Annotated in this window: 17 protein-coding genes and 1 pseudogene; 10 read left to right on the forward strand and 8 right to left on the reverse strand. The window is 40.6% G+C overall.

The window, feature by feature from the left end; translation table 11 throughout:
• Positions 1-256: 256 nt before the first annotated feature.
• The 6 genes and pseudogenes from ACFOHL_RS11165 to ACFOHL_RS11190 all read left to right on the forward strand — a co-directional run.
• Positions 257-1,255 (forward strand): annotated as a pseudogene (locus ACFOHL_RS11165) (ATP-binding protein); the annotation flags it as partial.
• Positions 1,256-1,507: 252 nt separating this feature from the next.
• Positions 1,508-1,684 carry a hypothetical protein gene (locus ACFOHL_RS11170; RefSeq protein ID WP_376920314.1) on the forward strand — a complete coding sequence of 59 codons (177 nt, stop codon included), beginning with the start codon at positions 1,508-1,510 and terminating at the stop codon, positions 1,682-1,684.
• A gap of 170 nt (positions 1,685-1,854) precedes the next feature.
• Positions 1,855-5,154 carry a glycoside hydrolase family 2 TIM barrel-domain containing protein gene (locus ACFOHL_RS11175; RefSeq protein WP_376920315.1) on the forward strand — a complete coding sequence of 1,100 codons (3,300 nt, stop codon included), beginning with the start codon at positions 1,855-1,857 and terminating at the stop codon, positions 5,152-5,154.
• A gap of 7 nt (positions 5,155-5,161) precedes the next feature.
• Positions 5,162-5,464, forward strand: coding sequence for a hypothetical protein (locus ACFOHL_RS11180; RefSeq protein ID WP_376920316.1), 303 nt, complete (start codon positions 5,162-5,164; stop codon positions 5,462-5,464).
• Positions 5,465-5,610: 146 nt separating this feature from the next.
• Positions 5,611-6,417 (forward strand): flocculation-associated PEP-CTERM protein PepA, encoded by an 807-nt coding sequence (pepA, locus tag ACFOHL_RS11185; RefSeq protein WP_376920317.1) that lies wholly within the window; start codon positions 5,611-5,613, stop codon positions 6,415-6,417.
• A 293-nt stretch (positions 6,418-6,710) separates the two neighbouring features.
• Complete coding sequence (locus ACFOHL_RS11190; RefSeq protein WP_376920318.1) at positions 6,711-9,278, forward strand: tetratricopeptide repeat protein; 2,568 nt, start codon at positions 6,711-6,713, stop codon at positions 9,276-9,278.
• 54 nt (positions 9,279-9,332) lie between these two features.
• Here the strand turns inward: ACFOHL_RS11190 and ACFOHL_RS11195 are convergent, their stop codons facing one another.
• The 4 genes from ACFOHL_RS11195 to pdsR form a co-directional block, all read right to left on the reverse strand.
• Positions 9,333-10,187, reverse strand: a complete 855-nt coding sequence (locus ACFOHL_RS11195; RefSeq protein ID WP_376920319.1) for a ThiF family adenylyltransferase — start codon at positions 10,185-10,187, stop codon at positions 9,333-9,335.
• A gap of 136 nt (positions 10,188-10,323) precedes the next feature.
• A complete protein-coding gene (locus ACFOHL_RS11200; protein WP_376920320.1) occupies positions 10,324-11,214 on the reverse strand; it encodes a PEP-CTERM/exosortase system-associated acyltransferase in 891 nt (296 codons plus the stop codon).
• A gap of 570 nt (positions 11,215-11,784) precedes the next feature.
• Positions 11,785-13,926, reverse strand: coding sequence for a proteobacterial dedicated sortase system histidine kinase (pdsS, locus tag ACFOHL_RS11205; protein ID WP_376920321.1), 2,142 nt, complete (start codon positions 13,924-13,926; stop codon positions 11,785-11,787).
• Entirely contained in the window at positions 13,923-14,618 is a 696-nt protein-coding gene (gene pdsR, locus ACFOHL_RS11210; protein WP_376920322.1) for a proteobacterial dedicated sortase system response regulator, read from the reverse strand. The genes pdsS and pdsR overlap by 4 nt, the downstream gene beginning before the upstream one ends.
• A gap of 188 nt (positions 14,619-14,806) precedes the next feature.
• Here pdsR and pdsO point away from each other — a divergent pair, with 188 nt between their 5' ends.
• The 3 genes from pdsO to ACFOHL_RS11225 all read left to right on the forward strand — a co-directional run bounded on the left by pdsO (position 14,807) and on the right by ACFOHL_RS11225 (position 18,532).
• A complete protein-coding gene (pdsO, locus tag ACFOHL_RS11215; RefSeq protein ID WP_376920323.1) occupies positions 14,807-15,571 on the forward strand; it encodes a sortase-associated OmpA-like protein PdsO in 765 nt (254 codons plus the stop codon).
• Positions 15,572-15,645: 74 nt separating this feature from the next.
• Complete coding sequence (locus tag ACFOHL_RS11220) at positions 15,646-17,964, forward strand: marine proteobacterial sortase target protein (protein WP_376920324.1); 2,319 nt, start codon at positions 15,646-15,648, stop codon at positions 17,962-17,964.
• A gap of 4 nt (positions 17,965-17,968) precedes the next feature.
• Entirely contained in the window at positions 17,969-18,532 is a 564-nt protein-coding gene (locus ACFOHL_RS11225; protein ID WP_376920325.1) for a class GN sortase, read from the forward strand.
• A gap of 177 nt (positions 18,533-18,709) precedes the next feature.
• Here the strand turns inward: ACFOHL_RS11225 and ACFOHL_RS11230 are convergent, their stop codons facing one another.
• From ACFOHL_RS11230 to djlA, 4 genes are all read right to left on the reverse strand, one after another.
• Entirely contained in the window at positions 18,710-19,678 is a 969-nt protein-coding gene (locus tag ACFOHL_RS11230) for a hypothetical protein (protein WP_376920326.1), read from the reverse strand.
• Positions 19,679-19,842: 164 nt separating this feature from the next.
• Positions 19,843-20,589: a bifunctional protein-disulfide isomerase/oxidoreductase DsbC gene (gene dsbC, locus ACFOHL_RS11235; protein WP_376920327.1), complete on the reverse strand. Its 747-nt coding sequence runs from the start codon at positions 20,587-20,589 to the stop codon at positions 19,843-19,845.
• A 96-nt stretch (positions 20,590-20,685) separates the two neighbouring features.
• Positions 20,686-21,591: a site-specific tyrosine recombinase XerD gene (gene xerD, locus ACFOHL_RS11240; protein WP_376920328.1), complete on the reverse strand. Its 906-nt coding sequence runs from the start codon at positions 21,589-21,591 to the stop codon at positions 20,686-20,688.
• On the reverse strand, positions 21,588-22,451 hold the full coding sequence (djlA, locus tag ACFOHL_RS11245; RefSeq protein WP_376920458.1) for a co-chaperone DjlA: 864 nt from the start codon (positions 22,449-22,451) through the stop codon (positions 21,588-21,590). The genes xerD and djlA overlap by 4 nt, the downstream gene beginning before the upstream one ends.
• Positions 22,452-22,624: 173 nt before the next feature.
• Here djlA and ACFOHL_RS11250 point away from each other — a divergent pair, with 173 nt between their 5' ends.
• A complete protein-coding gene (locus tag ACFOHL_RS11250; protein WP_376920329.1) occupies positions 22,625-24,841 on the forward strand; it encodes an LPS-assembly protein LptD in 2,217 nt (738 codons plus the stop codon).
• Positions 24,842-24,844 lie beyond the last annotated feature (3 nt).

Raw genomic sequence — 24,844 nt, forward strand, 5'->3', positions numbered from 1 at the left:
CAACTCATGCTGCGGGCATGGTACGGCTTATCTGGATTTTTCGGACGTTCTGCTAAGCGAGGACTATTCTTCCCACGCTGAGAAGCCGTGACCTTTGCGCGTACATTGCTATTAGGCGCAAGCGTACCAGTCAAATCAAAACTTTAAAAAACGGTTCATAAATTGTGCCATAAAACGGCGTAATTTAGCTTTACCGTTAATGTCCGTTGTTTGTCTGAAGGAGCCGGATACGATTCATAATTTAAAGACAATGGTGCAATTTGCCGAAAAAACACCATCCTATTTCGTCGCGGCCAGCGGTTCGAACATTGGTTTGCTCAACACCTTCCCTGTTGGCAAAGTAGAACAATACGATTTACGACCACTAACCTTCCAAGAATTTATTTACGCATCAAACGAACAAGCACTGATCAAAGCATTTGATAGTCAAGCAAGCAGACCGGCGGTGCACACTAAATTGATGGATAAACTAACCGACTATTTTTTTACCGGCGGTATGCCGGAAGCCGTTTCTGCTTGGTATCAGTATAAGGATTCAAGCATTCTAGAGCGTGTTGAAAAAGTCACAAAAATTCATGCCGATTTAGTTGAAGGTTATCGCCGCGATTTCGGTAAGTACGCGGGCAAGGTCGATGCCGCACTGATTGAATCGGTGTTTAATAGCATTCCAGCCCAGCTATCACTTGTCAGCGATGAGTCGGTTAAACGCTTTAAATTTAAGCATGTGCATGAGCGGAAATCTCGTTATAGCGATTTTGAAAGCGCGATCCATTGGCTTAACTGCTGCCGCTTAGCTTTGCCAAACTACCCTATTGAAGGATTACCGAAATCTCCGTTGGCGGCCTATAAAAAAGACAACATGGTTAAACTATTTCTGTTTGATGTGGGCCTGCTCAATCATATGCAGGGCTGCAGTTATAAAGAGATTAAGCAACAAAACTATGAATACAAAGGCTATGTGGCTGAAAACTTTGTGCAACAAGAGCTCACAGCTATTGGCGTTGACCCAAGCTATTCATGGAATGACGCCCGCGCCAAAATCGAATTTATTTTGGCGACCGATGAAGGCGATATCATCCCTGTTGAAGTCAAAAGTGGTAAACGTACAAGAGCAAAGTCGTTGGCATCCTACGTTGAAAAATGTACTCCAAGTAAAACCTTTAAGTTAACGGGTACACAAGGCTCTTCAGCATTAGAACAAACCAATATCGTGATGCCTTTGTATTTCACGCAGTATTTACCTCAGAGATGGTAAAGGCGCGTTGCCTAGCCCCGAAGGTCTACACAAAGTTGCCATTAACCACACAATTGACCACCAGCAGCTGAAAACATGTGTGATACAACGAGCTTTCCGCATCGCTTATGCCAAAGCAATACTTACTGTTGCTTTTTTATACTAAACACTTCTTTGAATTTTGCCGAAATAAGCTTATAAATAAGTTGGATCAGGGTCGGATTGGCTATGGCACCCTTCCTTGGTAGTTGAAGGTAAAGCGAGTAATAAACAATGGGAAAAGACTTACGGTTTTCTAGAGACGAATTGTTGGATGACTATGACGATACGAAGGACGCCAACAAGCATCACGACACTTACAGAAATGTTAGCCAATCAAAACGAAAAAAAGAAAAACGATTGTCGCATTCTTTACACAGCAAACGGCAACAGAGGCACGATACACATTGATGTTTTATAGAATCCGGCTATTGTCCTGTACGAGAAAGCAGTAAACTAACGCTTAATAAATTTACATAAAAATAACATTTTTTATATTTAAATGTATTGGTAAGCCTTATACTTCCATCAGATTTGTATTAATACTCTAAGGTCTATTGATCTTTGTAACGAGTGACAAAATGATAAAAAGTATTATTGGCTTTACCACTATATATTTGCTTCTGAGTTGTGCGTCCCCCCCTCCCCAAACGCCACATTTTAAATTGGCGGAACATACCCAGTACCTTGGTTCAAAAGACTGGGAATCACCAGAAGTCATCTCTCGCAATAGAATGCCTACTAGAAGTGTTCCGTATTCTTATAAGAGTATTGACGAAGCCTTAAGCACTAATAGAGAACGCAGTCGCTATCTGAATTTAAACGGCGATTGGTTTTTTAAGTTTCAATATGACGACGAGAATATCGACCAAGCATTTGTAACAACAACTTATGACCATTCTCGTTGGCAGACCTTGCCTGTGCCTTCAAGTGTCGAATTGTTTGGCTTCGACATACCTTTTTACACAAATACTGAACTGCCGTTTTACTCTAGTAAAACGGGCAACCCCTTACCTGATACTAGCCCCTTGATCTCTCGAGCTAACCCCGTAAGTAAATATATTAGGAATTTTGAACTGCTCAAAGGATGGGAAAAAGAGCAAATCATACTGCACTTTGGTGGCATTGCGTCTGCTTTTTATGTTTGGGTTAATGGGCATAAAGTCGGATACAGTCAAGGAAGCATGTTGCCCGCAGAATTTGATATCACGCCCTACGTTTCAACTGGCAAAAACAAAATTGCATTGCAAGTTATGCGCTGGAGCGACGGTAGTTATTTAGAAGGTCAAGACATGTGGAAACTCAGTGGTATCCACAGAGAAGTCCTTTTACTGTCCAGACCTAAAGTTGCGATTAAAGACTTCTTTGCACGACCAAAACTATCAGAAGACTACACAGTTGGGCATTTGCGTATTCGTCCATTTTTAACTATCTCCGACAATAAAAAATTGAAAAATTGGCGACTTGAAAGCCAACTGTATCTTAACAATGAAGCAGTGTTTGATATTCCTCAAGCAGTGTCAGCGGATGCAATCATGCAACAGTATCCTCAGCGTGAAAATATCCAATTTGATATATTCAATTTACGCGTTGACAAGCCATTACTGTGGAGTGCCGAAGAGCCCAACCTGTACACCTTGGTTATCTCTTTATACAACGACAACAACCAACTAGTCGAAGCCAAGAGTACACAAGTTGGCTTTCGTGAAGTGCGCCTCGACAATGAAAAAGGTCAATTACTTATCAATGGCAAAAGTATCAAGCTCATTGGCGTCAACCGACACGATCATCACGCGGTCAGGGGAAAAGCATTAAACCGAGCCGACCTAGAACGCGATCTAAAAATGATGAAACAAAACAATTTTAATGCGGTGCGTACCGCACATTACCCGAATGATCCGTATTTACTGGAGCTGGCCGATCAATATGGCTTGTACGTAATGGATGAAGCCAACGTTGAAAGCCATATGTTTGGAGGGCAGTTTTCAAATGATCCGATGTGGGTGCCTGCGATAATGGATAGAATCACTCGTATGGTGCGAAGAGATCAAAATCATCCGTCGATTATTTCATGGTCCTTGGGGAATGAGTCAGGCATGGGACCGGCACATGCGGCCGCAGCTGCTTGGATCAAAGACTATGATCCAAGTCGATTTGTCCATTACGAAGGTGCGCAAAGCTTACCCGAACACCCTGAGTTTATTGAACCGCCCAAGACTTGGTATTGGGTACCAGAGAAACTTGAAAATCTCGGCCGTCATACCCCACTCGCAAACCCTAGTGATCCTCCCTATGTAGATGTAATCAGCAGAATGTATCCAAGTCTTGAATATCTTAAAGGTTTATCAGATAGCGCATATATCAATAGGCCAATTGTCATGTGTGAATACTCTCATGCAATGGGCAACTCATTTGGAAATTTAGAAGAATTTTGGGACTTAATTTGGGCACGAGACAATCTGATTGGCGGGTTTATTTGGGATTGGATGGATCAAGGGCTTGAGCATATTAACGAAAATGGGCACAAATTCTTAGCTTATGGCGGCGACTTCGGAGATATTCCCAATACCAATGCCTTTAATCAAAATGGTATTGTTGATTCTTACGGTAATCCTACACCCGAACTACACCATGCAAAATACGTGTTTCAACCATTCTGGTTTGACTCATTCGACGTCGATACAAATAAACTTTCCATTAAAAACCGTCAGTTCCACACAGACTCATCAGCTTATGTGTTTACATGGGCGCTAATGGAAGATGACAAAGTTATACATAGCAAAGAGTTTGACCTTGATGCACTTGCGCCACAAAAAACAACATACATGACCTTGGATATTCCCAAGGTTTCACCCGTTGCAGGAAAACGCTATTGGTTGAGGGTTGCAGCAAAATTACGGACACCAACGGCATGGACAGATATGCCAATGGAAATGGCAAAAGAGAAATTTGAGTTGCCTTGGTTTACCGAAAAAAAAGCCTCTATAGATGAGTTCAAAGACCGATTGCAAGTGACTGAAACTGCAACAACAGTTACTTTCAAGAATGGCGCTTTACAAGTGATTTTTGATAAACAGGCAGGCTGGTTATCGTCACTTACTTTCCAAAATACACCTGTGTTAGTCGCACCACTAAAAGCTAATTTTTGGCGTCCACAAACTGACAATGATGCACGAGCATGGAAATCCCACAAAACCTTAGCTTTTTGGAAAAGCGCAGCCAATAACCTTAAATTGAAAGACTTACAATATGAAAAACAAGGGCATGGCTATGTACTAACAGCACACCATAGCATCGACAAGCAAGTCTCATTTATGCACAAATATCAGATCTCAAATTCGGGAAATGTCGTAGTCACTATACAGTTTTCTAGTGCATCCTCGCTGCCTCCACTCAAACGCATCGGCATGCAAACTGGCGTCTCCAACACACTAAGTAGTGTGCGTTATTATGGCCGAGGTCCATACGAAAACTACGTAGACAGAAACAGTAGTGCAGAGATCAATATCTACAAAGACAACGCACATGAAATGTTCTTCCACTACATGGTGCCGCAAGAAAACGCTAATAGAACCGATGTAGATTGGTGGGAAATGTCGAGTAAAAACGGAGGCACCAATCTTCTCATTGATAGCCCAACACCACTCAGCATGTCTGTTTGGCCATATTCGCAAGAAAACATCGATACAGCCAAGCACCCCTATGAGTTAGAAAGACAAAGCTTCAATACTCTGAACATTGACTATAAACAATCTGGTGTAGGAGGCACGGATTCATGGACATCGCTAGGTGCCCCCTTAGAAAAGTATCAAGTAAAGCCTGGCAATTATGAGTACTCTTTTAGCTTATCTTTTGGGCATGCTAGTATGATGAACAATTAAGCTATATATGGCGAGTACAGCGTTTGTGAGATACTTTGTTTTCTTGATATTTATCATTTATCAAGCCATTGTCTCTGGCAAACTATTTGCCTACTCCTCACAGAGTACCAACGAGCCAGAAACTCCATTCGGAATTTGGCTTTTCAAAAAAGATAGCCCTAAAAGCACCATTGACGTGTCTGTTCTTGTAAGGGACGGAAAGTGGGAAGCAATAATTGACGGCAGGCCAGCCTTAGTTGAACAAAATGGCGAAGATATTAGAGGACTAACCGGATGCCATAGTTACAGCCAAAATACTAGATTATCTTGAGTATATTAGTGTCGAAAGTTTTTACAAAACCAAAAAACCTCGTTCTTAAATATTGTTTTTATTTTTATTTTTCAACAACTTAAATTTATGGCACAACAAATGCAAAAGAGTGATTGACTGTTTAAAACTCGAAGGATTCTACAATCATGGTTAAGGCAATTAAAAATTTAACAGCAGCGGCATTGTTGGCAGGTATGTCAACTTCTGCATTCTCTGCTGGTCTACCTTTTGTCGTAGACAACTCTTTAGGCTACACTGATGTTGGTGTTGGAACAACTTTTACTGCAGACATACTAAGTGGTAACTACCAAGAAGTAATCGTAGTGACTAATGCAGCGACGGGAGCATTCGACGCAACAATTTTGTTAAGTTACACATCGTTCCAGATATTCCCTAATGTAAGTGGTTTAACAACAGATTACGGCTTATATTCAGTAATCAATGTTAGCGGTAACGTAACAAATAACAACCTACCAACTAGTATTTCAACTGGAAACTGGTCTGGAAGTTTCAACATGGTTTTGGATGTTGAGACTGATACAAACACCTTCATTCAAGCAGCTGTTACCAACGGTGGCGTTAACTTCAGTGCGGCAGAACTTGATGATGACATCGAGTTATTCACGGGTAACATCGCGTCAGGCGGCTCAGTAGGAACTGCTGTAGGTCAAGGTAGTGGTGGTTTTGGATTAACAGGTGACAATGTTACATTAAGTGCTGCCGGTGAAAACTTCTTCATCGATCCAGACCCTTTCTACAATATGCTTATTTCTGATGGAGATTTGGAAGATTTCTTTATTCAAATCGACTTCACAGCTGAAAACGTAATTCAACGTTTTACTGGTGAAGCGAGCGTAGAATTTTCTGCTGCTGAAGTTCCAGAGCCAAGCGTTATCGCTTTACTTGGTTTAGGTATCGCAGGTCTTGCTTTTGGTGCCCGTCGCACTAAGTAAAAATACTACAAATTTGACTCACAAAGCAGTCAAATGGAAGTAGTCAGTTTGAGTCATAAGCATTGTAAAAAAAATCGCAGCATCTTGTGTTGCGGTTTTTTATGTTCAGTTCATTGACGTTTCTTCTTTACACATCACACATCTTTTGCATAAATGCGTTGCAGTAACTCGCCATAAATTCAAATCACTATTCAACGAATATCGCTTTTTACTTAGTTTTGCTTTAAAGTTTGAGTATTAGGATTTGCACTTGCTTGTAGCGGTGTTTCTTAGCAATACACGGAGTAAATTATATGCGCCTTGCATCTGAGCTTTTTTTAATTGTTGCACTATTGTTTATTTTTGGCTGTACACCACAAAAAAGTCGGGAAGAGCTTCTAGAAGAAACAACATTGCTAATACAGTCGAAAAAGTTTAAAACAGCCGAAATTTTACTTAAAGAGTTTTTAGTAGAAAACCCAGACGCAGACGACTTAAGACTAGTATTGGGTAATGTGCTTAACTACCAAGGTCTGTATCAAGAAGCTGAATATCAGTATGTTAGAGTATCGGGTAAATTTAATGATGAAGCATTCGAGAACAGAATTGAAAGCCTTTATAACACTAGTTCTCCAGATTCATTAATTTCTTTTTATAAGTCAAATAGGAACGACTTATCTGAAGGTGTCAGAATTTCTGACATTGCATATGCGTTGACACTAAGCCGAAAAGATAAAACCAAAAGTGCTATAAAAGATTTATCGAAACAGATTACAGATGAGAGTTCTTTAAGCAACGATTTTGCTCTTGCTACCACAACATTTGCTAAACATGATGATCCGCAAAAGTATTTAGAAGACCTTCGGAAAATAGCTGATACTTACGGGAGTAGTAGAGCAAATTGGCTGTTCTTAGAAACTAATGCAAATTTAAACGTAGCGGCGGGAAATTTTGATGCAGCAATTGATTTATTTTCGACTCTACTCACATTACGGCCTGAACATTCAAAAACCAAATTGTCGATTGCAAATGCATATGTGCTATCGGAAAACTGGGAAGAGGCAGACAAGGCACTAGATGAATTGCTCGCACAATACCCTGATCAACCGATTGTCAATCATTTAAAAACGCTATCCGCATTACAAAAAAGAGACTTGTCTAAGGCTAAAATTCACATTGAAAGAGCTTTACAGGGAGGGTATACCTCAACACAAAACTATCTTATTGCAGCAGAAATTAACTTCAACCTAGGGAATTATGAGCAGACTATTGAATTTTTAGAACGTGGTCTACAAGGTGTTAAGGGCAACTCAAACTACCACAATATGTTGATTTATGCACGCGCGGTAACCAACGCAGAACAGGCAGTAGTTAACGACCTCGCAAGAGATAAAATCAGTAGCAATTCACAAATAAACAACATTGCCGCTCTTTTAGCGGGATTACAATCATCAGGCAATACTAAAGGCATTGAGGGCATTGTTAGTGCCATCAGCTTAGAAGATAAAGTCCACCCAGCAATTGAACTTGAATACGAAGTTATTAAGTTAAGTGCTGGTGAAAGTGGCAATGCAAAAGATTTACTTGACTCTAGTACACGCCTGATGAACGAGTATTTATCAGGAAATATTAACTTTAATCGAGAACAAATGATTGTCGCTAAAAGTGCAATCATTGGACACTTAGTTTCGAAAGAACAATTTGAAAAGGCGATTAACACGATTCGCTCTTGGCAAAGTGTAATGCCTAGTGATGATACAAATACATTGTTTCTATCTGAGGTGTATCTCGCTGCTGGGGAATACAATAAATCTATTGAAGCCTTGACTGGTTACGAGACCAGTGCGCATGCCTATATAGTGAAATCAAGGGCACATACCCAATTGAACAATACAATTGTTGCGTTAAATACTGTTACTGAAGGCCTTGAGAAGTTTCCTTATAGCCTTCCTTTGCTTCGTTTGTACAGTGCCTATGAACAAGAACTAGGAGTTAACAAAGCAGGTTTCATCAAGAACTTGTACAGTAATAGTGAAGATAGAATACAGGAAGCTATCCTACTAAATATTTATTACGCAAGTCATGGCAACCTTTACGACGCCATCCAAACACTCCTTTCCTACAGTGGAAGCACCGAAAACAGTACCATTTATTGGTACACATTGGCGCAATCGTATATTCAAAATGGTGAGAGTGAACTTGCAAAAGCAGCGATTGACAAAACTAAAAACATATCCATAGTCTCATTTAGTGAACTAAAATACGTGTTAAGCACATACGAAATGCTACAAGACAACCAATCTCTAGAAAATATTTTAAGAACTTATATACCTAGATTTCCAGGAAACGAAAAATTAAAACTACGTTTAGCTGAAATACTTATTCAGCAAAACAAGTCGAAAGATGCACTAAGTGTACTAACAACTTCAAGCGAATCACTGGAGTACAATCGAATCAAAGCAAAGGCGAAAATGCATAGTGGCGAGGTTGCAGAAGCAGGAAAGATATATAGTGATAATTACAAGGCTTATCCAAGTCCTCAAACAGTCATTGATTTAGGGCAATTTTTAGTGAATGCAGGCGATTCTAGACGCGCTCAAAAACTTATTATGAATTTTAATAATACAGAACTTGCCGACGCAAATACACTATTGTTAGAAGGTACCCTAATGGCAGGTGAAGCCGCAATAGAAGCCTATAGCAAAACACTCAAACTATCTCCAAATAACATAGTAGCCCTCAATAATATTGCTGACGAATTGTTCAAATTAAAACGTTACGATGAAGCATTGCCATATGCTGAAAAAGCGAGTGCCTTGGCTCCCGATAATGCAATAATTAGCAAAACATTGTCGGATATTAACGCTCAATTGGCAGATTAGTTGACGGTAGAATACCTTCTACCGTTCATATGTCGTGGGCAATTTAAATGCTGTTTAGTTACTTACTAACTTTTTCACCATTGCGTATTTGATACGCTGGATTGGACCGTTATTTCCAAAGGGGATTTTGCTTATTTTGTACTTATGGTTGTATGCATCAACTTGCATTGAATAAGGGGCTTTATATACTTTACCTCGCCCCAAAACTAGCTTTATTACTTGAGTAACTAATAGCCCAGAACAAAGTTTTATTGCCATTGGAGTCGATGGACCTTTTTCCTTATCAAAGTCGGCAGTGCTTTCATCAACCAAATAATTTCTGTGGGTGGCTGAAGGCGCTAAGCCCATTAACAATTTAATACATGCTTCCTTTTTGTCCTTGCAAGTGCTAAACCGATAATACTCTTCATAGCCCATAGAATCCTTGTCAAAACAAACCAAGGCAGCACTCATACCCAAAGGTGCTGCCAATAAATTGGGAATTCCCCTTTTTTCCGCTTCGCTATATACAAGTTTCCTCGCATCTAGGGCGAAAAAATCAATCCCATCCACATATATGTCAAGCTCATCAAAGAACTCATGGACGTTATCCGCATTCACTCCTTTGGGAAACTGTTTAACTGTTGCTAAAGGATTGATATCTTTAATCATTTCAGCCAAAACTTCACATTTTGGCCTATTAAGGGTAGAAACATACGCGCCCGCTTGCCTATTAAAATTATGGATTTCGAATTCATCAAAATCTGAAATATGAAAATTTTCAAATCCCATTCTTGCGAGCGTTAGGCAATGTTCACCACCAGATCCCCCAAGCCCTGCAACACCTATTTTTGATTTTTTAATAACGGCTAATTCGGCTTCTGTTATCCAGCCAATGTTTCTAGAAAATGCGGTACTATATTCGAACATAAAAATTCCTGCCAATCACTTGTACTTTGGTATCGGAAATCTTGTTATTTTTTTTAGTTAATATAGATATTTGTTTTTTGAAAAAGGCGATAATAACTATAGGAAGGAAATGGCTTCCATGCCACATAAAAAGAGATTATTTTATGGTTTTCAAAAATTCTTCTAGCATGGTTTCAAACGAAGGTTTGAGGTTTTCCAAAAAGTTCTCGAAATCAATATAGTATGGAACTCTTCTGCCCACATACTCAAATTCTGGGCCAATCTGACGCATCGTTAACCCTACTACTTGCATGGATTTACCTAGCCTGGGATCTGCCATAAAATATATATGCTTTTTGTTTCTGTTTTTAAACATCGCTGTACAAGCCATATACAAACCGACTGCAATAAAGGGAAAACAACGCTTATCATTTTCATTATATTTGCTTATATCTATACCTGTTTGTTCAGCACAGTCTGCTTTGTCTTGACGTCTTTTTCTGAAAACTCTTGGGATTAAAATTCTTGACACTTCAGCTATTTCCGACCTTTCAAACTTATCAGGTAAGACTGAGGTATCTTCAATATATTTTAGTCCCTGCTTTTCTATTGGAAGAATCTCGGCATTATTCTCTGGCATTATTAAACGCACACATCCTGCATAATCAGAGGTTCTCTGATGTTGAATTAGCACTTGTTCTGCGTAATCATCATACTTATCTCGCTCTAAGCCTGTAGCATTTCCTTCAAAGATCTTTGTTTCATCGCAAAATACATCATGCCGAATCTTAAATGCTGCGTTAAGTTGATTTTCAGACCTTGCACAGGTCGCTGAAAAATGAGTCGCAAAGTGCTCAAAAACCCATTGCGCCTCTGCCCTGAAAGCATCTTCACGCTTTTTACGTCGTTCCAAAATTCTTTCCTTGCGTTTATATGCAGCTATTTCAATAGCTGTTTTAGATGTGTTTATTTCTGAACATAAATCTTTACCATATTGGCTATTATTAGAGTTATCAAGATTTAATGAGTCTGTTGTAGAAAGTAACATGGTAGTTTCCTCTAGTTTATAACCACAATAATTTATTAATCTAAGGTATACATCTTAGATATTTAAAGGTTCTTAGGTATATAAATTGAAACAGGATATACAGAAAGGACAACGCCATTGCTTGTTGCAATATGGCGACAGTTCTTATTTACTATTTCATTTTATTGTTACAATTAAAACCATTGCTTGTAAACCAAATCATGTAAGTTTTGGGGGATAGTACAAATATATGGAGAGTATATTTCTAAATATATGTTTATTAGTGCTTTTTAATAGTGAACTTAAAAAAAAATTGCCGTAAATTGTGATTAAAAAAATATTTTAGCTTCATTAAAACTAAAAAATGTACATAAAACACTCAGAGTCTTACATAATCATAAGGAAAATCGTAATGACGTCTCCAATTGGAGACACAAACTTAACATGTAGGTTTAAAATGATCTCCATACAAAATTTTATCAATAGAAGCAATGCACTGAAGACGTCAAAAAGTTAGTTGACACAGTAAGTGTGAAAAAATACGAAAAACGGAAATTCTTGTAAGAGCTCAGTTCTCAAAGTGCTTTGGATTCAAAACTGCAACAAAACAATCACACCACTGTGGTCTGGTTGGTTATCTATGTCGATCCTGCCTTTGTGAAACTCTGCAATGATCTTTGCAATAAACAAACCTAAGCCTAAATGCGAAGATTCACTAGTAGTGTTTGCACGAACCGAGACCATCGAATTGGTCAGCTGACTTTTCATGTTTTCTGGCAACAACACACCGGTATTGGTCACTGAAATCGCAATGTTTTGACGTTTTTTAAAAGCTCTTATTTTTATAGGGTGATCAGGCGCAGAAAACTCAATTGCATTACTCACCACTTTATCGAGCATTTGCGCAAATAAGTCTGGATCGCCTGACAGAGTGTGAGCCTCCATATCAAGATCTAATTGAAACGCATAATTCGTATGCGTCATTCGGTAGCCTTCAACACAGCCTTTCAACAAGCTTATCAAATCAAAATCTTCCTTCTCACTTCGTTTTATTGCTTCCTCCAGACGTGTGGCTTCGCTCATATTGTTCAATATTTTACTTAAGCGAGAGATACCCTCTTTTGCGCGTTGTATGTAAGTTTTCTGGTTTTCCGGATCAAGTACAATGTTATCTAGCGAAGAATTGACAACGGCTACGGGGGTACGCAATTCATGTGACAAGCGCGAAGCCATATTTTCGAGGTAGGCATTGTACTGCGACAGTTTTTCTAATACTTGATGAAAGGTACGGCTCAAATCACCAATTTCATCCGTGCTATTGGAAGGTTCAATACTTCGCACTATTTTACCACTTGGGTCAATCGCCGACTCGGTAGCATTGCGCAGATCGCGGATACGATTTGAAATTCTAGATGCCAACAAAAGTAAAGACAAAACCCCGATCGCGGTAACGGCAAGTATGAAATTAAATTGCTTCTCGAGTGCTTGGTTTCGCAAAGTGCGTATTCCATGTGTCGTTTGCTCTACTACCACCGCCCCCATTACTTCTCCATTGTGATAAATGGGGTGCGCCGCCGACAAGATCACGGCTTTGTTGTCTGAACTTAAGCGCCACAAGGTATCTGCTTGCCCATTTAAGGCTTGTTGGATGTCTTTTCCTTCAAGCGCATAGGCATTCGCTAAGTCGTCGATGAAATCCGAAGCCGGATTTGTCAGAATACGGCTATACAAGGGTTTTAAATAATTGTATTCAAAACGTTGCCAAACATTGGGGTTTGACGGCGTCGTTTGATTTACGCTTAGTCCCCTAGCTTTTAAGATATCACCCGATTTTGCTAATACTCGCCGCTGGCTATCGACCACCCAAACACGCGCATTTGCATGCTTTAAGCCCTTGATAATCCGCTCTATTTCAGGCGAAGGTGTGAGTACGTTGCCCAAGTCATCGGCTTGAGTAGGATTAGCGGTGCCTATGAGATATTTATAGCGACGCGACATTTCATCATCGACATCTCCAATTGCAAACGCGATATTGCTCGATAACATGCTTAATGGAAACCGAAGTTCCACATTATATCCTTTGTCCGTAATCCTCCACTGCCCCTGTATTTTTGTCTCAAGAGAAACTGGGGTAAGTGAATCGGTACTTTGATCAAGCAAATAAGCGTTGACCCAACCCGGCTCATAAGGCGCAATCAAATAGCGTTTAAATAAGCCATCATTGCTAATCATAGCAACCTGCAAAAAGTCGTTACGGTCAACTCTCAAGCTGTTTTGCGGTCTAAAAATAAGATTGTCGTCTGTCACGTCAAAGATCGCATACAAAAACTGTTCGTACCTGCCTAACATGTGTTTAAACTGCAAGGATGCTGGATGGTATACTTGGCTCTGCTCAATTAAAGAGCTAGCACCATAATCTTTCATATGTGTTTGGTACTCTTGCCAATCGTCTAAACGCCCATCCAGTTGGATCGGATACTGTATTTCGTGGGCTATCAAGTCTTTGCCGGGTGTTACCTCTGCTGAGAAACCAGCACGGCTATCAAACAGTGCTGGGCGTTCGTGAAGTGCAGTAGCAACAGCGCTGGCGGTCCCAACCAGTGTTTGTTCCTGACCAATCCTTAAATACGACTCTAACTCCCACACATATTGATAACCTAGGTAAGGGATTGCTAGTAAAAATGAAGCAAAAAATAAAATCTTTGTGCGCAAACCCAAAGCAAAACGTTTCATACTTTTGCTTTCCACCGGTAACCCATACCGTAAACCGTTTCTATTGAATCAAAGCTGCCATCCACCTGCAGAAACTTTTTTCTGATACGTTTGATGTGAGAGGTAATGGTGGTGTCATCTACCACCATCTTGGAATCATCCATAAGTTGCTGGCGACTTTTGACATGTCCAGGATGCTTGGCAATACCGTGTAACATCCAAAATTCGGTGACAGTTAACTCTATAACTTGACCACTATAGGTTACTTGCATCCGATTTAAGTCCATAGTCAGCTTATCCGACACAATCAAATCACTTTGTTGTGGTGTTTGCTTCAATAATTCCGTCCGTCTAAATAGCGCGGATATCCTAGCAAGTAAATGAGGCAAACTGATGTCTTTGGTCAAATAATCATCTGCTCCCATCCGCAAGCCACAAATGGTATCGAAATCATTGTCTCTCGCAGTAAAAAAAATGATTGGCAGACTTTTAGACAAACTTCGCGCCAATTGGCAAACGGCAAAACCACCGTCGATATCATCGCCTAAACCAATGTCAATAATGGCTAAATCAGGTAGTTTTTCTGTGAAAGCTCGCTCAGCTTCTGGACGACTTGAGTAAGTGCTTACTTTATATCCTTGCTGAGTCAGAGCAGCAATGTAGTTTTCCCTTAAAGCAATATCATCTTCAACAAGGGCAATGTGCTTTTGCATGTACATTAATCAACTCAAAATTTGTAAGCTTAACACTATAGCGAAACGCTCGTTAATAAAAGGAAATCAGCTCAATTTCCATATTTCTGCCACATTTGAGCATCACATTGCCATTTTGTTTCCCCTAGATTGTCAGTTTGTTTGTTTTTAATAGAACCCGTAAACCCAAACATTCTGAGGAAAACCAAATGAAAAAAACAATCTTAGCGACTTCACTTTTTCTTGCATTAAACGTAGTTTCTGCCGGTAACGCGAAAGCCAGCGACGAAGTCAAAACAGCAAAAGAATCAAAAAATGAACTCATCGGTTTTAGTTCGGGACTCGTTGCTGGTGCTGCCGTGGGCGGCCCCGTAGGCGCAATCGTAGGCGGCATATTTGGTATATTTATCGCCGATGATGTCAACGACGAAGACAAGAAAAACGCGCAACGTCAAGCATTGAATCAAGCCGAATATGCTTTATCGAAGCAAGAAAACAAAATAATCGCCTTGCAGAGCGATCTAGAAAAGTTGCACCAAGCCAAAAGCATTCAGCTTGCAAACTTTAAAGAAGCACAAACCAAGCAAATACTCGAAGTGCTGCCAAAACTAGAAACCAATATACAGTTTAAAACCGCTTCTTTTATCGTGGAAGAAGAGTACACCAGCCAATTGGATAAACTGGCGAGTTTACTCAATGCTTATCCAGAACTGACTGTGTCTGTGAACGGCTTTGCCGACCAACGTGGTGACTCGCACTATAATAAAGTACTCTCAGAGCAACGAGCAAAGGCTATAGCCGAATACTTGACAGCTAAAAATGTGCAAGCCTCTCAAATAGACTATACCGGTTTTGGCGAAACACAGCCTCAATTGAATGCACAGATGACGCCAAGTGCCGAAGAGTACTTTTTCGACCGGCGCGCTACCCTAAAAATAAACCCCTCACAGCAAAATATGACGGCAGCTAAATAGCCATAGATTGAGACTCATTATTCCATCAATTCGCTCAAGCTTCGTTGGAAGCTTGAGCCGATCAAGGATTCCACATGAACACCTTTTCAAAACTTGCCATTATCGCAGCATCTATTGCTGTGTTAAGCCTAATTAAGACTATTTATCACTATCCGTTTGACACTGACAATAATGTACGTCCTCATACAAACGCCACACTAATGAGCAGCGGACTGATCAATAATACAAAGCTTGAAAACATTGCTTCTGCCAATCAACAAGTCAATGTTCAATTCCCATCTCAGGCAAACTTATCTTACAATGATTCAAGCCACGCAGCATCGCAATATGTCACAAATATCTATCAAGCCCAAGAGGGCAATTTTTATTTCCAAGCCCAACATTCGGAACAAGAAAATAAAGCATCAACTATGCCGAATGGAGCTTTGCTTGAGCCCATATACTATCAAGCGCTGAAACACCAAACACAATTTGATGTTGAAGTGACAGGCCCCATCGTACGCACTAAAGTTACCCAGGTATTCCAAAACCCAAGCGCCCAAAGTGTAAACGGTGTATATGTTTTCCCCCTGCCAGAAAACGCCGCTGTTGATGCCTTAACCCTCAAAATTGGTGATCGAATAATTGAAGGCAAAATAGCGCTAAAAGAAGAGGCCAAACGTTTATTTGAACAAGCCAAATCGACAGGAAAACGTGCAAGCTTAGTCAGCCAACTTCGTCCAAATGTGTTTAAAAATGAAGTGAGCCATATTCCAGCAGAGGCTGAAATCATTGTTGAATTAGAATACCAGCAGCTGTTACTGCCCTCCCAACAAGCTTACGAGTTACGCTTGCCCATAGGTTTAACTCCCCGCTATTTACCAAAACGCTTGTTACCGGACGAAATGTCCGACACTGCATTGCCTCATCACAATCAAGATAATAAAACCGAGGTCAACATTCATTTGGACATGGGGCTGCCACTAAGGAACATTGAATCCCTGCATCATGAGATTCAGATTGATAGACCCAGCAACACGCGTTATTACATACGAAATAATACAAATTCAACACAAAGCGATGAAGTGAGTGACAGCTTTGTTTTGCGTTGGCAAGCCGAAACGCAGACACACACACAAGTGAGTCATTTTGCTCAAAATACAGTAGATGGCACATATGGATTGATTAGTTTACTTGCGCCCGAACAAGCACCCATTGAGCTAAAAAGAGATATTACCTTCATTCTCGATACATCCGGCTCAATGGTGGGTGAAGCCATGACGCAGGCAAAAGAAGCCTTGAAATATGCAATCAAGGATCTCAATGAGAGTGACCGCTTTAACATCATTGAGTTTAGTAGTGCTGCCAATGCTCTGTGGGGTACGTCTTACCTAGCATCTAAGGCCAACAAACAACAAGCACTAAAGTATATTCAGCGCTTAGACGCTGATGGTGGAACCGAAATGCTATCCGCATTAGAGCTTGCTTTTGAGCTCCACTCCTATTCCCCAGTCGATGACACCAGACTAACACAATTCATTTTTGTTACAGACGGCAGTATTGGCAATGAAGCTGAGCTACTCGAAAAAATTCACCAGTCATTGGGTAACGTGCGACTGTTTACAATCGGTATTGGCCCAGCGCCTAACACTTATTTTATGCAAGAAGCAGCACTCGTCGGCAAGGGTACACATACTGTCATTGGCAGTACTGCCTTAGTAGAACAAGAAATGCGAAAAATATTAAAAAAGATAAAACAGCCTGTAATTACCGAGCTATTGGCACAAGTCATGGACGGCAATACGGCTGGGAGCGAAAAGCTTGAAATATTTCCGCAAGTCATCCCAGATTTGTATTCCGGTGATCCTCTACATATATACTACCACTTGTCTGAGGGCGAAAAACAAGCAAGAGCTTCGGTTTTAGTCGAAGGTAGGCAAGCAAATATCTCTCGTTTAGGCAACCTTGAATTTATTCCTTGGAGTAGGCAACTAAACCTAAATCCCCACAACACTGTTCTCGATACCAAAGGCATCGCCAAGCAATGGGCGTATGAAAAAATAAGAGCGTTAAAGCGGCGTCTACATACCTCAATTAAGACAGGCGAAGATTTCCAATCCCTGAAAATGCATACACAAAAAAGTATAACTGCATTGGCATTGAAGCATGATCTAGTAACTGACTATACCAGTCTCGTTGCTATAGACAATCAATATGCCATAAATAACGAAGAGATCACCAGAGAATCTCTGCCGCAGGGCAACAAGCTGAAAATGCTAGCAAAAACGGCAACTTCAAGCCGTCAACTGAATCTCTGGGGAGCCTTTTTATCTTTTATTGGTGCCTTAGGGATCGCCTATATTGCGTTAATTATCAAAGGGGAAAAACAGCTTTCGGCAGAACAAAAGGTATAGCAAGATGGGCACCAAACAATACCGTTTCATATTTATTGGTGTGTTGCTAGCGGGAAGCGTTCTGCTCGCCAACGGAAATTACATAAGCGCCAAAGCTTGGTTGGCTCAATACTTCATTGAACGTGCATGGCACATGCAAATAAAATACAGCAAACCAACAAAACCATGGCCATGGGCAGATACCCATGTTTCAGGAAAGTTAGACTTTGCGAACCTATCATTGATGGTATTAGAAGGTACTAATTTGAGAAACCTGGCCTTTGGCCCTACGCGACTGAGCACAAGTGCCACGACAAATGAACTGGGCAATATAGTTATATTTGGTCACCGAGACACGCACTTTGCAAAACTGCAAACTCTCACCCTCGGTGAGCAAATAAGGTTTACACAACACATCACAAAAATATATGAAGTCAGTGAAATTGCTATTGTCGATGCTGATGCGGTTGAAGTCACTTTTCCCACTCAGGACGATGTGATTACTTTAATTACCTGCTATCCCTTTGATGAACTGAGTAGTGAAGCAGAGCTGCGCTATATTGTTCGTGCCCATGCCATTAAAGTGTAGCTTACAATAACGATTTGCATACCACACCACAGCAGCTCGGATCATGAGTGAGGTGAAAAAACAAAAAGAGGCAGCTGTAAAAAGCTGCCTCTTTTAGCATATTTAAAATCTATTCTGACGATTATACTTGTTCGGTAGAACGCTTCATATAATGAAATACCTCGTAATCATTCGATATCACTGGTTACTTGTTATCGACTTATCTTTGACAATCATCAGTATATAACCAGTACCAGGAAGTAGCAAGTCATCTTGTTTTGCCAAAGTCCAAGTTTTAAAGCCCTCGGCCTTATTCCCTTCGAGCGGTTTAGAGGCGAATGTATCCAGGCCGCTTTTAATAAATTTCAACGAATACCCTTCACTTGCACGTGCAGATACAATACCACCTTTAATATACCGCCCCACCACAATATTAACGTATGGTTCAGTGCTTAGACTCTGAATATAAGTAACCGTTCGTCTTATACGTAACTTTTCGAGCGATTTATCAATCTCATATCGCAACGCATAATGCTTCCTGCCATCTTCATCTTCGTTAAGTTTAAAGTAGTCATCAAGATTTTTTATCGGTTCATTTCCGACAAAAAAATCCTCCAATTGATAATCAAAAACCTCTTCCTCAACGGAAAATTTTTGTAAAAATATACTCTTTGCAGACTTTGGATTCCTGACAACTACGGCATCAAAAGTGTTACTGACTTTTATCTGGCCATCTACAACTTTAAAATCAAAGGTATGATCGTAGTTTTCAAAATGATATTCCAGCTCATCATCAAAAAATGCGGTCTCTATCTGATCTGTTGCGACAGAGTATATATCCGGTAACACATCCTTTAGACGAGAAGAAGTGAGCACTTTCCATCGGCCTGGTACATCAACAATTTCACCTAACTTTTTTGGGTTATTGAATACTTCAAAAATTTGCCGTTGAAAAATTTCGGTAAATTGCGCGGACTTCATTATTGCAGCAAAAACACCTGCACCCAAAACTGCACTCGATACTTTAACCAAAAAACTACCAAAGGCGGAGAAAGATACAGAATAGTATTCAACAAGCATTCCAATGGTCAGGACGGCTACACCACCCCAAAAAAGTGTAGCTATTAAGCCTGTAAAAATGGTCTTAATAAACGTCTGATGAACCATGAAACAAAATCCTTTTCAACATTGAACGAAAAGCTTCACACTTACGCACGAAAAATTCTCCTGAACTGGTGAAACGCAAAGAGAACTTATCGTGCTATGAGCTCACTATGCTTCTCTCGAATTTTACAGCTGACACTTGAGAGAAACACATGCTAAATAAAGCCTTACCCAGCTGCCTGAGCCAACGCATCAGCAAGCATTTTAGCGGGTTGGTAACCTGGAATGACTGAACCGTCAGGAAACACAATATTTGGTGTGCCATTCACGCCAATCTGCTTACCAAAGTTGTATTGTTCAGCCACTTGATTTTCACAATGCGCACTTGCCACAGTTTCACCCGCCTTAGCACGCGTTATCGCATCTTGTGGATCTTTAGCACACCAAATAGAAACCGCGTCTTTATATACAGAACTACCGACTCCAGCTCTCGGGAAGGCCAAATATCTGACGGTAATTCCTAAGTCATTGAGTTGATCCATTTCGTTATGCAATTTACGACAGTAGCCACAAGTTGCATCGGTAAAAACATTGATAACATGTTTTTCATTTTTAGCTTTGAATACTATTGCACTATCAGCAAACTTTTCCATACCTGATACACGCATATCTTTAAGTGCGTTTTCAGTTACATCGACAATACTATTTTCGACATTGTAAACGCGTGCTTGTAAAAAGTGCTTGCCGTCATCACTGGCATAAAACAGGCCACGATCCGTGTATAACTGCACCAGACCAGGTACTGGCGAATCGGCTACAGCATCTATCCTCAATTGCAGCTTTTGCCCGAGAGAGTCTGTAAAGGATTTACTTTTCACATCTATTGCAGTTTGCGCTAAAGCGCTTGCACTTAACACCAAGGCACCAAATGTGAGCAATGAAGTCAATTTTTGAAAAATTTTGTGTTTAAGCATGTAATACTTCCAAAAGGTATTTAGTTTCGTGGAAACTAGACCGCTCTGACTTGTGATTAATTTCACAAGCATCTAGTTTCACGTCTTGTACCATCATTATCCCCTAGGATGATGCTCTTCTACAAGCTTTTGTAGTCTATGGGTCGCAACATGCGTATAGATTTGCGTGGTGGACAAATCAGCATGCCCGAGCAACATTTGTACAACGCGTAAATCTGCGCCGTAGTTGAGTAAATGCGTGGCAAAAGCGTGCCGTAAAGTATGTGGTGAAAGCTCAGCTTCAATGCCAGCCACTTTCGCGTAGTACTTTATCCGATGCCAAAAGGTTTGACGCGTCATCGTTTTTCCTCGCTTACTAGGAAAAACAGTATTACTAGGCGTACTTAAAAGTTCTGCTCTCGCACCTTTAAGGTAAGTAGTGAGGACATCTTGCGCGTGCTCGCCCATCGGCACTAAGCGCTCCTTTCCTCCCTTTCCCGTTACCCTGATGACACCCTGCAGCATGCCAATTTCATGCATTTGCAAGTTGACCAACTCACTCACCCGTATTCCCGTAGCGTAAAGTAACTCTAGCATTGCTTTGTCGCGCATTTGAATGGGATCGTTTTCGTCTGGAGCAGCAAGAAGATCAACAACCTGTTTTTCAGACAAAGTATTGGGCAAGTAAACCGGTAATTTGGGATTTTTAATTTGTTCGACTGGATTCTTATTAATGCTTTGCGAAGCAAGGAGATACTGATACAAGGCTCTCAAGGTACTTAAAAAGCGAGACGTAGAACGTTGAGATATATTTTTACTCAAGCGGTATGATAAATACGCCTCGATATGTGTTTTAGTAACACTCTCCAAATCGAGATCACCACAAAATTGATGCAAAAAACGCGTAAATGCTTTTAAATCTGTAGTATAAGATTTAGTTGTATTTTCACTCAGGCCTTTTTCTACCCACAGCATACTGATGAAGTCATCAATCACCCATTGGTTATGCGTCGAAATCTTCAAATGTCAGGCCTCGACTCACGAATCAGCGCATATGCCGATTGAATATCCTGCGTTTTTTCTTTTGCTAAGTCCAAAGCTTGCTGCGGGACACCTTTTGCCAATAACTTATCTGGATGATGTTGCGACATGAGCTTTTTATATGCTCGCTTTACATCCTTTCCTGTGGTTTTTTCATTTACACCTAAAATTCGATATGCATCCTGTAGATTATTTGACGCAGACTGACGCGCATAGGCACCTTGGCGAGAAGAGTGCTGAGAGTGCGCTTGTCTGTATTGACTTTGCGAGCGCCTGAATCGTTGACCCGCTTCGTAGGTACTGATTAAAAACTGTAGATCAGCTTGACTAAAACCCAGTGTTTTCGCTACAGATTTTAAAATCCCCAATTCTTCTTTACTCAAGTGTCCATCAGCACATGAGGCCGCAATCAATAGTTCTAGAAACACCTGCATCAAATCTCGGCGCGAGTGACAGTGTTCCTTAAACACCTTAAGCATGTCTGCCAGAGGAAAGGTTTTTGACTTTCCTTCTCGAAATGCTTGTTGGGCTTCTTTTCTTAACTCTCCATTTAGTCGCATATCGTCCATCAATCTAGACGCGACGTGGATTTCTTGCTCGGTAACACGCCCATCTGCTTTAGCAATATGCCCTAAGGCAGAAAACAAAGCGTGGAAAAACACACCGTCATTTTTCATGTTTTCAGATCCTGAAAAAAAACGGGCAAACCCGCCTCTAGCAGAAAAATCACGTGCATAGTTAATATCGAATAGATGGCCAACAATCAGCCCTAAAATGGCACCTGGCAATTTAAAAATAGCCATGCCGAGGAGTACGCCTATTACCTTTCCCCAATATCCCATAAAACAAATCTTGTTCAATTTTTGCCTTGAATTTCACTCAATTGTAATGAGATTTGCTGTTAATTTCAGAAAAAAACGCTTTTTTTAACATAAAGGTTGGTTATTCTTCCTGTAGAATATAGAATTCGCGGTTGTTTTGACTGTTGCTAGATCTCGCTAAAAATCAATTATTAATGAAAGCCCGCACTCGCTTAATATTCACAGCTATTTGCTTCTCTGCATTTTCAAGTGCGGCGCAAGTAATATGCGAGATAGATAAACACCAATATACGCCCACTCTTGTCCCAAAAGGGCAAATACACGTCGATTCTGAAGCTGCACAAATTATTCAAAATACCTTAGCGACCTTTGAGGGTAATGTCGTTATAAAAACGCCAACGAGCACAATCAAAACAGAATCTGCAACAGTGCAAGAAAATGGTAAAATCATCAGCGCAGACGGTGATGTCGAATACACTGACGAGTTGCTAAAAGTTAATAGTGTAGGCGTAGAAGTAAACACCCCGCTCAAACTCCTACAAATGGCTTCTACCAATTACAAATTGAGCACAGTCAATGGCCGAGGCGGTGCAGAATTACTGTCTGTATCAGAAGAAAAAGGCGTATTACTAGAAGACGTTAGCTTTACTACATGCCCAGTGGGTGGTGAAGACTGGAAAATTCACGCCAGCGAAATCTCAATAAAAAAAGGCAGACCGTATGGCGTGGCAAAAAACACCGCTTTTTATGTCGGTAGCGTGCCAGTGTTCTACATGCCATATTTTGCGTTCCCCATAACAACAGAGCGTCAAACCGGCTTCTTGTTTCCGGAAATAGGTAGCTCTAGTAGCACAGGCGTCGAATACGAACAGCCTTTTTATTGGAATATTGCGCCCAATATCGACACTACTATCAGCACTCGCTTCATGACCAATCGAGGCGTGCAGTTAAAAAACGAATGGCGATATTTGTTTCCAAAACATGCCGGAGAACTACACCTAGAGTATTTGCCGAATGACATTGACCGCCAAGTTGATAAAAGTCGATACTTTTATCGATTCACACATAAGGGCAAACTGTCTGACAGTTGGTCAATAGTTGCAGACATTAGTGACCTCAGTGACGACAACTACATTGTCGATCTCGGCTCACAGTTCTACAATCAAGCTGATACTCATTTGTACAGACAGTTAGGCGTGAACTACTATTCGCAAAACTTGGATTTCACCATGACCATTCGAGATTTTGCGACCTTAGGTCAAGTTAGTTCAAATTACCGTGCGCTGCCAGAAGCAAAATTAAATTATTCATCTGCTTTGTCAGATTATCTATCTTTTGATGTAAAATCGGAATTAGCCTACTTTGAAAACGCTAACCCTGATTTTGCCAATGCGGTTCGCTTCCATATTGAACCCTCTCTAACCGTGCCATATCAAAAGCCATGGGGCGAATTATTCGCTCAATTCAGCGTTTTACACACCCGTTATCAGCAAGACTTACCTGCCAATAACACAATTTTGGAAGAAGACGTTGACCGGACGCTTGGTCAAGCGAGACTTTTTGGTTCTTTGATTTTTGAACGCCCTAGTTTTGTGGCGGGAAGTCAACATACAATTACGCTGGAACCCAAAGCGCAATATCTTTATACGAGCTTTGAAGATCAATCCAACATAGGGCTGTATGATACGACCGAGTTACTCACCTCTTTCAGTAATATTTTTAGAGGCCAAGAGTTTACAGGTTTAGACCGTATCAACGATAACAATCAAATCACACTCGGACTGACGACAAGACTCATAGATACTAACAATCGAGAGGTTTTGGTTGCTAGCATTGGGCAAATAATTTATCTTGAAAGTGCAAAATTACAAGATAGTTTACGAAGTGACGACCGTTCAGCCATTGCCGCCGAGCTTGATTGGGAAGTGAACCAAAACTGGTTTTTGCACTCAGATATACAGGTCAGCAATGAGACGGACAAAGTAGAAAGAAGTAGTTTTTCTACAGAATATAGATTTGGACCAGAAAAACTGGTGCAAGTAAACCATCGATATATTCGCGAACTGTCAAATGAAGAAATCAATCAAGTTGGTATTTCTGCCAGTTGGCCTATCAGTAAACGCTGGCACTGGGTTGGGCGCTGGTACAAGGATTTGGATCGCTCGCGCACAGCAGAGAGCTTCTTCGGTCTCGAATATGAAAGTTGCTGCTGGGCACTGCGTTTGGTAGCGCAAAGAGGACTCGCTACTCGCTTCAATAACGATGGCGTCAGGGATTTAAACGAATTCGACTCCAGTATTGCACTGCAATTTGTTTTCAAAGGTATCGGAAGCAATGGCAATAGTCGAAGTAAAATAGATACATTACAACAAGGCTTGTTTGGCTATAGACAACCTTTTGTGCTGAATTAATAA

The sequence above is a fragment of the Agaribacter flavus genome (assembly GCF_042646125.1).
Taxonomy (GTDB): Bacteria; Pseudomonadota; Gammaproteobacteria; order Enterobacterales; family Alteromonadaceae; genus Glaciecola; species Glaciecola flavus.